This window comes from Anaerotignum neopropionicum, from assembly GCF_001571775.1.
Classification (GTDB): Bacteria; Bacillota; Clostridia; order Lachnospirales; family Anaerotignaceae; genus Chakrabartyella; species Chakrabartyella neopropionicum.
The window spans coordinates 235,809-249,044 of record NZ_LRVM01000001.1; the positions used below are offsets into that span (position 1 = coordinate 235,809).

The 13,236-nt window shown below is 38.4% G+C and carries 11 protein-coding genes and 1 tRNA gene; 2 read left to right on the forward strand and 10 right to left on the reverse strand.

Annotated features, from left to right (window positions below; all coding sequences use genetic code 11):
* The first annotated feature begins 145 nt into the window (after positions 1-145).
* Entirely contained in the window at positions 146-1,225 is a 1,080-nt protein-coding gene (locus CLNEO_RS01175; protein WP_242864137.1) for a PTS transporter subunit IIC, read from the forward strand.
* A 168-nt stretch (positions 1,226-1,393) separates the two neighbouring features.
* On the opposite strand, the gene CLNEO_RS01180 is transcribed toward CLNEO_RS01175, so the two are convergent.
* Positions 1,394-2,332 (reverse strand): carbohydrate kinase family protein, encoded by a 939-nt coding sequence (locus tag CLNEO_RS01180; RefSeq protein WP_066083637.1) that lies wholly within the window; start codon positions 2,330-2,332, stop codon positions 1,394-1,396.
* Between the two features lie 150 nt (positions 2,333-2,482).
* Here CLNEO_RS01180 and CLNEO_RS01185 point away from each other — a divergent pair, with 150 nt between their 5' ends.
* Positions 2,483-3,214, forward strand: coding sequence for an SIMPL domain-containing protein (locus tag CLNEO_RS01185; RefSeq protein WP_066083639.1), 732 nt, complete (start codon positions 2,483-2,485; stop codon positions 3,212-3,214).
* Between the two features lie 310 nt (positions 3,215-3,524).
* Here the strand turns inward: CLNEO_RS01185 and CLNEO_RS01195 are convergent, their stop codons facing one another.
* The 9 genes from CLNEO_RS01195 to argS form a co-directional block, all read right to left on the reverse strand.
* Complete coding sequence (locus CLNEO_RS01195; protein ID WP_242864138.1) at positions 3,525-4,112, reverse strand: class I SAM-dependent methyltransferase; 588 nt, start codon at positions 4,110-4,112, stop codon at positions 3,525-3,527.
* Between the two features lie 851 nt (positions 4,113-4,963).
* A tRNA-Ser gene (locus CLNEO_RS01200) sits at positions 4,964-5,051 on the reverse strand.
* 218 nt (positions 5,052-5,269) lie between these two features.
* The gene (gene serS, locus CLNEO_RS01205) at positions 5,270-6,559 is read right to left on the reverse strand and encodes a serine--tRNA ligase (RefSeq protein WP_066083643.1); all 1,290 of its coding nucleotides are present in this window, start codon (positions 6,557-6,559) and stop codon (positions 5,270-5,272) included.
* Between the two features lie 384 nt (positions 6,560-6,943).
* Positions 6,944-7,750 carry a Cof-type HAD-IIB family hydrolase gene (locus tag CLNEO_RS01210; protein ID WP_066083645.1) on the reverse strand — a complete coding sequence of 269 codons (807 nt, stop codon included), beginning with the start codon at positions 7,748-7,750 and terminating at the stop codon, positions 6,944-6,946.
* A gap of 196 nt (positions 7,751-7,946) precedes the next feature.
* Positions 7,947-8,765, reverse strand: a complete 819-nt coding sequence (locus CLNEO_RS01215) for a DUF4446 family protein (RefSeq protein ID WP_066083647.1) — start codon at positions 8,763-8,765, stop codon at positions 7,947-7,949.
* A gap of 5 nt (positions 8,766-8,770) precedes the next feature.
* On the reverse strand, positions 8,771-9,667 hold the full coding sequence (locus CLNEO_RS01220) for a ParB/RepB/Spo0J family partition protein (RefSeq protein ID WP_066083649.1): 897 nt from the start codon (positions 9,665-9,667) through the stop codon (positions 8,771-8,773).
* A gap of 2 nt (positions 9,668-9,669) precedes the next feature.
* A complete protein-coding gene (locus tag CLNEO_RS01225; protein ID WP_066083651.1) occupies positions 9,670-10,443 on the reverse strand; it encodes a ParA family protein in 774 nt (257 codons plus the stop codon).
* Positions 10,444-10,577: 134 nt separating this feature from the next.
* Positions 10,578-11,489, reverse strand: coding sequence for a YegS/Rv2252/BmrU family lipid kinase (locus CLNEO_RS01230; protein ID WP_066083652.1), 912 nt, complete (start codon positions 11,487-11,489; stop codon positions 10,578-10,580).
* A gap of 16 nt (positions 11,490-11,505) precedes the next feature.
* Entirely contained in the window at positions 11,506-13,200 is a 1,695-nt protein-coding gene (gene argS, locus CLNEO_RS01235; RefSeq protein WP_066083654.1) for an arginine--tRNA ligase, read from the reverse strand.
* Positions 13,201-13,236 lie beyond the last annotated feature (36 nt).

The following is a 13,236-nucleotide window of genomic DNA, read 5'->3' on the forward strand; positions in this document are numbered from 1 at the left end:
TTGAAATGATTACCAAGCAAAATTTATCATCTTTGAAATGTGTTGTCTAAAAAAGATTAATAATTTTTTGTCAAATTTTATTGTATTCCTTAACGTTAACAATTATAATAATGATTAAAAAAATATTTTTTTATGGGAGGTTGTTATGGAAATGAATCACTCGCCCCAAGGGTTTCGTTCCTTTCTAAGACGGAAAGATATTGAGTTTTCCGCAAAACGTTACGGAATCGAAGCCTTAGGTGCCATGGCACAGGGCTTATTTGCTTCTTTACTGATCGGCACCATTATTTCAACCCTAGGGCAACAGCTTGGTATTGAAATTTTGGTTCAAATTGGCGATTTTGCAAAGGGCGTTACCGGCCCAGCCATGGCTGTTGCAATTGGCTATGCTTTAAAATGTCCGCCGTTGGTACTGTTTTCGTTAATCGCCGTAGGTGGTGCGGCAAATAGCCTAGGCGGGCCCGGCGGGCCGCTGGCTGTTCTTATTGTTACAATTTTTGCCGCGGAGTTTGGCAAGGCTGTTTCAAAAGAAACAAAGATTGATATTTTAGTAACACCTTTAGTCACCATTATTATAGGGGTTTTGTTGTCCATGTGGTGGGCGCCCTCTTTAGGCGCTCTTGCAAACGGCGTAGGAAAAACAATTATGTGGGCGACAGAGCTTCGGCCGTTTTTGATGGGCATTTTAGTTGCGGTTATTGTGGGAATTGCATTAACACTTCCCATTAGCAGCGCTGCCATTTGCGCAACCTTAGGCCTAACGGGTCTTGCCGGTGGTGCGGCTTTGGCCGGCTGCTGTGCCCAAATGATCGGCTTTGCGGTCATGAGCTTTCCCGAAAACAAATGGGGTGGTTTATTCGCCCAGGGCATTGGCACCTCCATGCTGCAAATGGGAAATATTGTTCGTAACCCCAAAATTTGGATCCCCCCCACCCTTGCTTCCGCAATCACCGGGCCCATTGCCACCTGCATTTTTCAAATGAAAATGAATGGCAGTCCCGTTGCCTCGGGCATGGGCACTTGCGGTTTTGTGGGTCAAATCGGCTTATACACAGGGTGGGTCAATGATATTTCTGCAGGAACAAAAACAGCCATCACCGCCTTTGACTGGATGGGTATGGGAATGATCTGCTTTATTTTGCCTGCCATTTTCACGTTGATTTTTGCTTATATTTTAAGAAAAATTGGCTGGATTAAAGAAAACGATTTGAAATTAAATTTGTAATCTACGAGTTTTTTGATATTTTCTTTTTTTGTGGGACAAGTTTGAAAATTAAAAACAAATCCTTTATTTATTCATTTCATTAAAAAAACCCGTTTGCAAGGCAATTTTTTGCCAAGCATTCGGGCTTTTTTCATATTATGCTGATTAAAATTATTTATTTCTTCCTATTTATACCCTGGTTGAAAATTTTTGCTGCAATCTCTCGGGCATTTTTGACAGCGCATTTCTAAAATCCTCTTTCTCAAGAAGACCGCCGGACTTTGCCACCACTGCCGCAGAAATATAGTTTGCCGCTTCTATGGCCTCCCCAAAGCCCAAGCCAAAACGTCTTGCGGCAATCACTGCCCCCATGTGGGAATCTCCTGCGCCTATGGTGTCTACCACTGTTGTTTTCACAGGATGTGCATATAAATCCTTCTCCCCATCAAAGCAATAAGCTCCTTTTTCCCCCAAGGTTACAATCACTGGCCTTTGGGTTTTTTCATGCAAAGCTTTTGCCCCCCCTTCCACAGAGCTTTCATTTGTAAATTCCAATAGCTCTTTTTCATTCAAATGCACAATGGGGTGAAGCGCTAAAACCGCCGCCATTCTTTCTGCCTGTATTTTCATAATTCTTGGGCTGGGCGAAAAATATATTTCATATTCCGGATGCTTTCTCAAATAATCAATAATATTCGTCCCCGTTGTTTCCTCAATTTCTAAGCCGCAAATATACACACTATCAATGGATTTTGTGTGGATCTTCTCCAAATATGCTTCATGAAAAGTATATTCTATTCCATGGTCAACGATAAAGGTACGCTCGCCGCCCTCCTCCACCATGCAATAGCAGCAGCCGTTTTCCTTCTCCCCGCGGCGCACATAAATGGTGACACCCCGTTCCTTTAGCTTTTCCAGTACAAAATTCCCATAAATTCCGCCGCCAACCGCAGTACACAAACTATAAGGCGCCAAAAAATGGCGCAAAATATCCGAAGTTAAATAGGCGCATCCTCCTAGGGATCGACTTTGCTTTGAAATATGTACATCCTCCCCTGTTACAGGCAAATGAGGAATATTTACAATAACATCCACCACAGCAGAACCAATAACCAACGTTTGTTTCATTGCTTTCTCTCCTAACTCAAGTCACTTCTCCTAGTATAGCATAAAGCTTGTAAAAATCGAATCTTTTCTTTTTTTTTGGGGAACTGTTTAAAAAAAGTATCGTCTATTATAATGGAAAATATTACTGCGTATTAGAAAGGAGAACCATATATGAAAAAATTGAAAACCTTATTGCTTACAGCCTCTCTTGCAGCCGCCCTGGCCTTTGGCTCCGCCACATCGGTTTTTGCCGCAGAGGGGGCAACAATCACCACCAACGGCACAGGCATTGTATCCGTTCAACCGGATATTGCCACGATTTCTCTGTCCATTCAAACCACTGGGAAAACCGCCGATGCTGCACAAAGTGAAAACAACAAAATCTCCTCAAAAGTTGTAAGTAAATTAGAAGAAATGGGCATTGCCAAGGATAAAATTATCACGAGCTATTCTTCTGTATACCCTACCTACCAATACGACGATGTTACGGGAAAAGCAACGATTTCGGGGTATCGGGCAAATGCAAATCTTGAAGTAGCCATTAAGGATATTGATAACGCAGGAACCTACATTGATGGCGCATTGAAAGCCGGCGCAACAGGCTTTAACAGCGTTGTTTTTTCCTTAGAAAATCCCAATGAATTTTATATTCAAGCCTTGCAGGCAGCAGTAAAGAACGCTTCCATTTCCGCCAATGCCATTGCAGCCGCTTACGGCAAGCCCCTTGGGCAGATTCAAGCTGTAGAGGAGCATGCATCCTACGCTTCCTATCAGGAATCGGCTGATTATAATCAAAAAGCCCTTTCGGGTACCTCCGCCTACGGCAGCAGCGACAGAGGCACAGAAATTCAGTATAATAAAATACAAGTTACGGCAAATATTACCGCAACTTATGGCCTGTAAAAATGCATAACAGAACCCATTACAATCAATTTTTGAACCTGCCAATGACCTTGGCAGGTTTTATTCTGCTGTTTTTTCATAAAAAAAGCCCGATTTCTGTCAATAAATCTACATTTTAAATCGGACTTTTGCATTTCTTTTATATTTTTCCTATAATGCCGTTTTCGATATGCACCATACATTTTAAGCTTTGCGCCTTTGCCGCCTTGTTTTTTCTGTACCACCTCATTGAATTATCGTCAGGTATGTTCCTGTTTTCATTTCATTTTCTGATAGGTGTATATACCTAGCCTGTTATTGAAAACATACATCATTGGACCAAAAGCTTTTTTACTCCCGGAAGCAGGTGCTTTAATTCATCTGTAAAATTAATTAGACCTTTTTGCTGCAGCGTTGGGCATAAAGCAACAACTTTGCTGCCATCCTTTACGCCCCAGTTAAATTGGGCACTGGTTTTTTTCAGTGTATCATGTATTTTTGCTTTGTTGACAAGCCCTTTGTACAAGAGGTCAAATTGAGCCTCAAAGCTGTCAAAGCCATGTGTAAGAATCTGCAAAAGCTGACTGATTTCATTTTCCTTCAAATACATAAGCATCCCTTCGGAAATAATTAACAGCTTTTTTCCCTCTGTTTTAACATCCTGTGTCCATGTAGGATCTAACGCAGATTTTCCAATATTTATGACCCGATGAGTTTTTTCAAAAAATAGTTCTCTTTGCTCAATCACCTGAGGAAAATCTAAATTATACCACTTTATTTTGCCGTTATCTACCCGAGAAAAACGGGTATCCAGCCCACAGCCCACAGAAACAATGACACAATCGAGATTTTCCGCTATAAATTTGTTCACCTCTTTATCCATGGTTTTCGCCCTTGCCAAAACACCATAATAGGACATTTCACCGCTCTCAAACTTTTTAAAATTATATCTATTTTTTAAATAATCTCAATTGCTTTTTTATCATGAATTACTGGGTTAGTTCTCATAGCATCCTTCGCCCTCACATAAAGGGTAATCAGTAAGGTTTCCATTACTCCGTCTAATTTTATTGGCATAGCTATCCACCAAAATGAAATTTATTTTGTTAGTAATAACTAACTTTTAGACATTACTATACGCCTACATTTTTTATTGTCAAGAAGCAATGAATTATTATATATTTATTTGCATGACTTATAAAATAAAATTCCAACAACGATAACGACGATAAAGCTAATCATTCCTAACAATATTAAGTTAAAACAAAATATTAGAATATCAGTTATTATCATAAAAAAGGTTAGTATGATAAGTAATAACTTTTGATAGCCATTAAATTTTTTCCAATTCTCTTTCACCTTGTTTTTCCTTTCTTAAAATATAAATTCTCTAGGAACTTAAACTACGCGTTTAATCTAATTTGCCAACTTATTGTTTTGCTTCCATTAAATTCATATGGGTTGTTCACAAACTTTTTTAATAGCTGCCACATTTTTTCCATCCCATTTTACTACTTTACCTGCTCCTTTCATTCGTCAGATACCCAATAGAAAAATAAATCTTCGTGATCTGTGAATTTGGCTAAGTAATTCCGTCGGTTTTCTAGATTCATCATCATGTTTTTTAATGTGGAAATTTCGTAATAAGCCAGTAATCCAACAATGCATATCAATCCAATGCATAATAATCGTCCACTTCCTGTACCCCTTATTTATTATAAATAAAGGAAAAAGTCATGTATGAATTAGCCATACATGACTTTTTATGAACGGAGAAGGAGGGATTTGAACCCTCGCGCCGCGTTAACGACCTATACCCTTAGCAGGGGCACCTCTTCAGCCACTTGAGTACTTCTCCAAATGCTTACTGCCAAAATATCATACCATTTTTACTTGGCTTTGTCAAGCCAAAACTATGGGCAATGGTATTTCATATTTTTTCCTTCAAAAATGATATAAATTCCAGTGATTTCTCGTCCTAAATCTTGCGCTTCGCCCCCAAAAATGTGAAAACCTGTACATATTCCACTGTTTTTTATAGGGGCTATGAATTCACAGCCCCTATAATAACAGCAATTACTTCTTTTTTTCTATTTTTTCCAAGCCGCCCATATATGGACGCAATACTTCTGGAATCAGCACCGATCCGTCAGCCTGTAAATTATTTTCTAGGAAAGCGATCAGCATTCTGGGAGGTGCGGCAACCGTATTGTTTAATGTGTGAGCAAAATATTTTTTACCATCTGCCCCTGCCACACGAATACCCAATCTTCTTGCCTGTGCATCGCCCAAATTGGAGCAGCTACCGATTTCAAAATATTTCTTTTGTCTTGGGGACCATGCCTCAACGTCTACGGATTTCACCTTTAAATCCGCCAAGTCACCGGAGCAGCACTCTAGAGTCCGCACAGGAATGTCCATGGTACGGAATAAATCCACTGTGTTTTGCCACAGCTTTTCATACCACATGGGGCTTTCTTCCGGTTTACAAACAACAATCATTTCCTGCTTTTCAAACTGATGAATGCGATATACGCCGCGTTCCTCAATACCATGGGCGCCTTTTTCCTTACGGAAGCAAGGAGAATAGCTTGTTAGGGTATGCGGCAGCTCTTCCTCCTTATTCATTGTATCAATGAATTTACCAATCATAGAATGCTCACTGGTACCTATGAGATATAGGTCTTCCCCTTCAATTTTATACATCATGGCATCCATTTCCGCAAAGCTCATAACGCCGGTCACCACATTGCTGCGGATCATAAAAGGCGGGATGCAATATGTGAAGCCGCGGTCAATCATAAAATCTCTGGCATAGGCCAAAACTGCGGAATGCAGACGTGCAATATCCCCCATTAAATAATAAAAACCATTTCCGGCAACCCTTCTTGCACCTTCTAAATCAACGCCGTTAAAGTTTTCCATAATTTCTGTGTGGTACGGTATTTCAAAATCAGGTACAACTGGTTCTCCGTATTTTTGAACCTCTACGTTTTCGCTGTCATCTTTCCCAATCGGAACGGAAGGATCAATGATGTTGGGAATTGTCATCATAATTTTTTTAATTTTTTCTTCTACTTCCTTTTCCTTTTCCGTCAGTTCATCAACTCTTACTGCTTCCGCGGCAATTTTTGCTTTTACCTGCTCTGCTTCTTCTTTTAATCCTTTTGCCATTAACCCGCCAATTTCCTTGGAAAGCTTGTTTCTTTCAGCACGAAGCACCTCAACCTCTTGCTTAATGGCTCTGTTTTCAAGATCTAAAGCAATCACCTCATCTACCAAAGGCAACTTATTTTCCTGAAATTTTTTTCTGATATTTTCTCTAACTACATCGGGATTTTCTCTTACAAATTTAATATCCAGCATCTTTGTTCCTCCTTCAATTCTTCTAAATCTATCCAAACTCGGGGAATCGGAGTAAATAAAAAAACCCCCGATCCCATAAAAATCAGGGACGAGAGTATTTTCCCGCGTTGCCACCCAGATTGCCCAAAATAAATTTCGAGCCTCTTAAAACAGCGATAAAGGGCTTACCCTTCCGACTTTCATCGGCGGCTGAGAAAGTGGAGCATTTTCTTTTTTCATCGGCTCGCACCAAACACCGACTCTCTGGAGAAATACAGAAAACTTAGCTTTCCTATGGGCGCTATCCACGCCACACACCATTTTGCCCCATTATTATATACCAAATTGCAACAAGAAATCAATAGTTTTTTAAATGTTTTCCCTTTTACGTAGTTAAATATTATGTTAACTAAGTATGAACTTTTCAATTACCTCTGCAATTGCATCCTGCTCGCAGCGACTTTCGGTCACAAAATCCGCAATTTCCTTGACTTCCGGCCATGCATTTGCAACTGCCACACCCAATCCAGCCTTTTTTATCATAGAAATATCATTGTCACTGTCACCCACTGCAATTACCGATTGTATTGGAATTCCTGCTTTTTTTGCCGTTTCTACCATAACATTGCCCTTACTGACGCCCTTTTTTACAACTTCCATAAATATTTTACTTGAAAAAAAGCAATCTAATTCTTCTCCCGCCATGGATTCCACCTTTTTTTGGAGTAAAAGCAATTTATCCCTTTCGCCGGTAATGAGAGATTTTGTAAATTCCCCCGTATATTTTAATGGATCTTTCATGATTTTAACGCCACTTCCCATGACTTCGCAGTAGCGCTTTACCCTTTCTGTTTCCCTTTCCGCAATAAAAATGCGGTCATCATAATAATATAATTCTAAATCAAACTCACGCGCTAATTCCACAACAGGAGCATAAATTTTTGGGGAAAAGCTTTCCCGAATCTCAAGGGACATATCCTTTAAGTTATAAACCGCACCGCCATTTTGGCAGATAACATATCCATTTCGCCCAATTAGGCCTAGTTGCTCCAAAAAGCGTTCCACACCGAATAAACCCCGACCTGTGCAGATAACAAACTGTACACCCTTTTCTACTGCTCTTTTAATTGCTATTTTATTCCCCTCTGATACTTCAGTATCATTTTTTAATAATGTTCCATCCATATCAGAAAAAATCATTTTATAGGACATAAATTTCTCCTTTTTACACTTTTTTATCAACAACTTGTGGATAACTTTTTGTTATTTGTCCCGTGTGCTTCTTGATTTTTTATATTATACCACAGAGTTATCCACAATTTCCACATTTTTTATGCACATAGTCACAGTTTTTAAGAAAAAAAGGTGGTATTCAAAAAAAAATACATTTTTTTCTTCCACCCCTTTTTTATTCCTTTTCTTCCTGCCATTGTTCTTCTATAAAAATAGAATTCTCCTGAAAACCATTTTCTTTATGGGATTCTTCATCATATTCTTCCTTCGTCACAGCTTCCTCTTTCAAAATTTCTACTGCTGCAATTTGGCTGGCTATCATTTCTTCTTGTAGTATTTGTTCTTTTTCAGCTGAGGTAACATCGCCTAATTCTTCACTTATTTCCTTTGTGCTTTCATCCTCTATATTGAGGGGGATCTGCTCCTCCATAACCTCTTTATCCTTTTTGCGGAAGATTGGTTTAAATTTAATTTTTATTACTTTTTCGTGTTCCGGCTGATAAGCCTGGTCCTTTGCCATTTGAACAGCCTTTATTTCTTCCTCAGAAAGCATATAGATGCTAACACCCATTTGAATGGGCTTTGCGTAGGTAAAAGAGCCTGTACGACTATGAATTCCATTTAAAACGATGCCATTGTCCTCTCCATCCAAAAGAGCCAAAGCAAAACAAAGGTTACCGCCCATTTCTTCAAAAGGATTATAGCGCACTAATCCAACCTTTTGAATATTGCTTTTCATGGTTTTATCCAAATCAGTTACCATATCCAGAAGCTGTTGATACTTTTCTTCAATCCCTTTTGTGGATTTATAATATTTCTCTAGTTTACTTTCTAAATTATGGCTTGGTCTTCGATTTGCACCCATAAAAAAATCGTATTTTTTCTTTTGTTTTCCTAGCTTCACAAATAATACGATGCACAAAATGAAAAGTACAAGAACCGCTATTCCTAGCCCTAAAAGAATATATATGATATAATCTTGTAACAATTCCATTATAATTATCCTTCCATTCTTTTCATAATGGTTAAAAGTCTATCCAAATCTTCCTGAGAATAATACGTTATTTCTATTTTTCCCTTATTTTTCATTTGACTAATATGAACTTTGGTGGAAAATATAGTTTTCAGCTCATCCTCAACTGCTTTTTGGTTTACATTAAGGTTTTTTTCATTCTTTTCTTTTTTTGCTGATTCTTTTTTATTTAGCTCTGCCTTTACCAGTGCCTCTGTGGCTCTTACACTTAATTCTTCTTCAATTACCCATTCTGCTAACTCAAATTGCCGCTCTTTCTCTGTTATTGAAAGCAGTGTTCTTGCATGGCCGCCTGTCAGCTTATTTTCAATGACAAAATTCAACACTCTGGGATCAAGCTGCAACAAGCGAAGAGAATTGGTAACAGCTGAACGACTTTTTCCAACCTTTGTAGAAATTTGTTCCTGACTTAACCCAAAAACCTCCTGTAAACGTTGATAGCTTTCCGCCTCCTCAATGGGATTTAGGTCCTCCCTTTGTAAATTTTCTACAAGGGCTGCCTCAAACGCCTCCGCATCTTCCCACTTTTTTTCAATTACAGGAATTTTTTTCAGTCCACAAATTTTTGCAGCTCTCCATCGTCTTTCTCCTGCGATAATTTCATAATAATCTTTATTTTTTCTTACAACAATGGGTTGAATCATGCCATAGGTTTTAATGGAAGCTGCCAGCTCCTCAAGGGCTGTTTCATCAAAATGCTTTCTTGGTTGCTTTCTGTTTGGCTCAATCATATTAATATCTAATTCCCAAAGGGCGGATTTGTTGACTTCCTTCCCTGTTTCATTGAAATCCTCCAATTTATTGTTAATTAGAGCTTCTAACCCCTTGCCTTTGGAACCAAGTCCCGTTTTTTTTGCAGCCATAATCAGTTCCACTCCTTTTCTATCACTTCTTCTGCTAATAAGGCGTAGCTTTCCGCGCCCTTTGATTTTGGATCATATAAATGAATGGGCAAGCCATGGCTTGGAGCCTCTCCCAAACGTACATTTCTTGGAACAATGCTGCGATACACGTTACTTCCTAGACTTCTTTTCACTTCTTCAACCACCTGTAATGATAGGTTTGTTCTTGCGTCAAACATAGTAAACACAATTCCCTCAATATCCAAGTATGGATTTAGGCGTTTTTTCACTAAATTTATGGTGTGCAACAGCTGTTCCAGTCCCTCCAAGGCAAAATATTCGCATTGTATGGGTACTAAAACAGTATCGGCGGCTGTAAGGGCATTTATTGTTATTAGGTTTAGAGATGGCGGGCAATCTATGATAACAAAATCATATTCCTCTTTTATTTTATCCAATTCTTCCTTTAATATAAATTCTCTTTTATCTTTCCCTATCAATTCTATTTCTGCACCTGTAAGACTTATATTTGCCGGAAGTATTTCCAATCCTTCTACACAAGTTGACTGTTTCACATCAGTAATTGATACTTCACCTAAAAATACATTATAAATGGTCAATGCAAAATTGTTTTTATCAAGTCCAAAACCACTGGTTGTATTTCCCTGCTGGTCTGCATCAATAACTAAAACTTTTTTTCCGCTAACCGCCAAACTGGCAGACAGGTTGATTGCCGTTGTTGTTTTACCAACACCACCCTTTTGATTGGTCACCGCAATGACCCGCACTTTGCCCATAAAATCCCACCGCCTTTCTCTTTCTACGAAAATTATAACACATACCTTTATAATTGGAAAGAAAAACAGTAACGTTTCACGTGAAACATTACTGTTTAAATATTTTAAAAATAGGAATATTTCACATAAAACATTTATTTTCTTACAGGATTAAAAAACACTCGTATTACCTTAGAAACAACCCTTAACTCAAAAGGCATTTTCGGTCCCATTTCTCCGTCAACCGTTGATTCCATAATATTAAAATCATCCTGTAAACATTCAACCTTAAAATAATTATCCCGAATATAAAGAATATTTTTTTTGTCATTAATATGTTCACCCGTCAACATTTTTAAAAAAACAGGAGATAATTCAATCAATGATTTCGCACGAATGGCTAAAAATTCAAACAGCCCATCTTGAATGGATGCCTGAGGGGATAATTTAGTAAGACCTCCCGTGCCTGCACTATTCATTATCATATATAAATACAAATCATCCTCGATAACCTCACTGCTTGTTGTAATACGAAAAGGAATTTTATGAAAATTTGGAAGCTGCTCCACTCCCTTTAAATAATAAGACAGACTTCCAAGAGCATTTTTTACGTCCTTATCCACCGTTTGCGAAACATTCGTTAACAGTCCGCCGGCACAAACATTGATAAAATAGGTTTCCTCATTCACCAGCCCCAAATCAATAAACACAGGCTTTGCATTTACAATTGCTTGACAAGCCTCCTCCACTTGGCCGCTTTTAAAACCAAGATAAGTTGCAAAATCGTTGGCCGTCCCCGATGGAATAATTCCCAAGGGAATGTTCATTTTTTGCCGCATCATTGCATTAATCACAATATTAATTGTCCCGTCTCCACCGGAAACCACAATAATATCATAGTCACAAGACATTTCTTTAATGTGCTTTTCAATATCACCCTCCACCATAGAGCGAAAAGGGTGAACCTCATAGCCACCCCGTTGAAAAATTCCAATACAAACATCTAAATCAAATTTAAAACTTTTATTTCCAGAAAAAGGATTGTAAATCAGCTTTAGCTTTTTCATGCTAAAACACCTCACTTTACATTTGTTCCGGCGCATCAATACCCAAAAGACGCAACCCTTCCTTCATTACTGTTTTTACAGCCACTACAATGGCCAAACGAGCCTTACGCACATCATCCTCACTGCTCAATATAGGATTATCATGATAAAATTTATTAAATGCCTGGGCAATGGCCACCAAATGCCTGGTTACAACGGAAGGTTCCAACTTATTTGCCGCATCCATAATTTTTTCAGGATAAGCCTCCAACAGCTTGCAAATATCAATAGAAGCCTCATCTGTAATTAAATCAAACGAAATGTTCTCCAAAGAAATATCGCCGGCACGCTTTAAAATACTGCAAGCTCTGGCATGGGTATATTGCACATAAGGCCCTGTTTCTCCATCAAAATTGAGCATTCTTTCCCAAGAAAAAACAACATCCTTAATGCGTCCATTATATAAATCATTAAAAATAATTGCACCAATACCCACCTGCTCAGAAACCAATTCCTTATTTTCCAAAGTAGGATTTTTTTCTTCAATAATTTTTCTTGTTTCCCCAATGGCTTGATGCAATAAATCCTCCATCAAAACCACATTTCCATGACGTGTGGAAAGCTTTCCGCTGTCCAAGCTAACCAAACCGAAAGGTACATGAATCAAATCCTTATACCAATCATACCCCATTTTATGAATGACTTCAAAAAACTGAGCAAAATGTAAATTCTGATCCAACGCTGTCAAAATAATACATTTATCAAAATCATAGGTTTTTTTACGATACAAAGCCGCTGTAATATCTCTGGTTGCGTAAAGAGTACCACCATCCTTACGAATAATCAAACAAGGTGGCATGTTTTTATCCTCTAAATCAACAATCATAGCACCTTCGCTTTCTTTGAGAATATTCTTATCTCTTAATTCTTCCACAACAGGTGCCATTTTATCATTATAAAAGCTTTCGCCGGTATAAGCATCAAATTTCACACCAAGCATGTCATATACACGCTCAAATTCCTTAATACTAATATCATAAAACCACTTCCAAAGAGTGAGAGCCTCTTCATCCCCCTCTTGCATTTTCACAAACCAAAGTCTGGCTTCATCGTCCAATAATGGATTTTTTTCTGCTTCATCGTGAAATTTTACATAAATGCGCATCAATTCCTGTATTCCGTTTAATTCCACAGCATCCTTTGAGCCCCAATTGCGATAAGCCACAATTAATTTGCCAAACTGCGTGCCCCAATCACCCAAATGGTTAATACCAACACAATGATAACCCAATTCCTCATGAATTTTATAAATGGCATTTCCAATGACAGTGGAACGTAAATGTCCAACATGGAAAGGTTTCGCAATATTAGGGGAAGAATAATCAATTACAATGGTTTTACCATGGCCAATATTGCTTTTGCCGTAGCTTTCCTTTTCCTCTAAAACCTTAGACAAAATTTGCTGCGTATAGACGCCTTTTTGCATAAAAAAGTTAACATAAGCTCCAACCACCTGAATTTCTTCAATAAAATCAGCCTTTTCCATCTTTTCAACAATTTCCTGTGCAATCATAGGGGGTGCTTTTCGAAAAACCTTTGCCAAACGAAAACATGGAAAAGCAAAATCACCCATTGTCTTATTTGCAGGGATTTCCACGGTACTCAAGGCATCTTCCAACGGCAGATCGGCCGCTTTCGCCAAGAGCCTTGCAACCTCCAACTTAAAATCCATATCAAAATCCTCCAATCAGAATTATATATTCAATTT

Excerpts from the sequence above, each read along its gene's own strand:
- CLNEO_RS01195 (WP_242864138.1), bottom strand. The coding sequence starts at position 4,112 with ATGTCCTATTATGGTGTTTTGGCAAGGGCGAAAACCATGGATAAAGAG.
- CLNEO_RS01220 (WP_066083649.1), bottom strand. The coding sequence starts at position 9,667 with ATGGCTGCAAAAAAAACGGGACTTGGTTCCAAAGGCAAGGGGTTAGAA.
- CLNEO_RS01230 (WP_066083652.1), bottom strand. The coding sequence starts at position 11,489 with ATGAAAAAGCTAAAGCTGATTTACAATCCTTTTTCTGGAAATAAAAGT.
- CLNEO_RS01225 (WP_066083651.1), bottom strand. The coding sequence starts at position 10,443 with ATGGGCAAAGTGCGGGTCATTGCGGTGACCAATCAAAAGGGTGGTGTT.
- CLNEO_RS01210 (WP_066083645.1), bottom strand. The coding sequence starts at position 7,750 with ATGTCCTATAAAATGATTTTTTCTGATATGGATGGAACATTATTAAAA.
- CLNEO_RS01185 (WP_066083639.1), top strand. The coding sequence starts at position 2,483 with ATGAAAAAATTGAAAACCTTATTGCTTACAGCCTCTCTTGCAGCCGCC.
- CLNEO_RS01175 (WP_242864137.1), top strand. The coding sequence starts at position 146 with ATGGAAATGAATCACTCGCCCCAAGGGTTTCGTTCCTTTCTAAGACGG.
- CLNEO_RS01180 (WP_066083637.1), bottom strand. The coding sequence starts at position 2,332 with ATGAAACAAACGTTGGTTATTGGTTCTGCTGTGGTGGATGTTATTGTA.
- serS (WP_066083643.1), bottom strand. The coding sequence starts at position 6,559 with ATGCTGGATATTAAATTTGTAAGAGAAAATCCCGATGTAGTTAGAGAA.
- CLNEO_RS01215 (WP_066083647.1), bottom strand. The coding sequence starts at position 8,765 with ATGGAATTGTTACAAGATTATATCATATATATTCTTTTAGGGCTAGGA.
- argS (WP_066083654.1), bottom strand. The coding sequence starts at position 13,200 with ATGGATTTTAAGTTGGAGGTTGCAAGGCTCTTGGCGAAAGCGGCCGAT.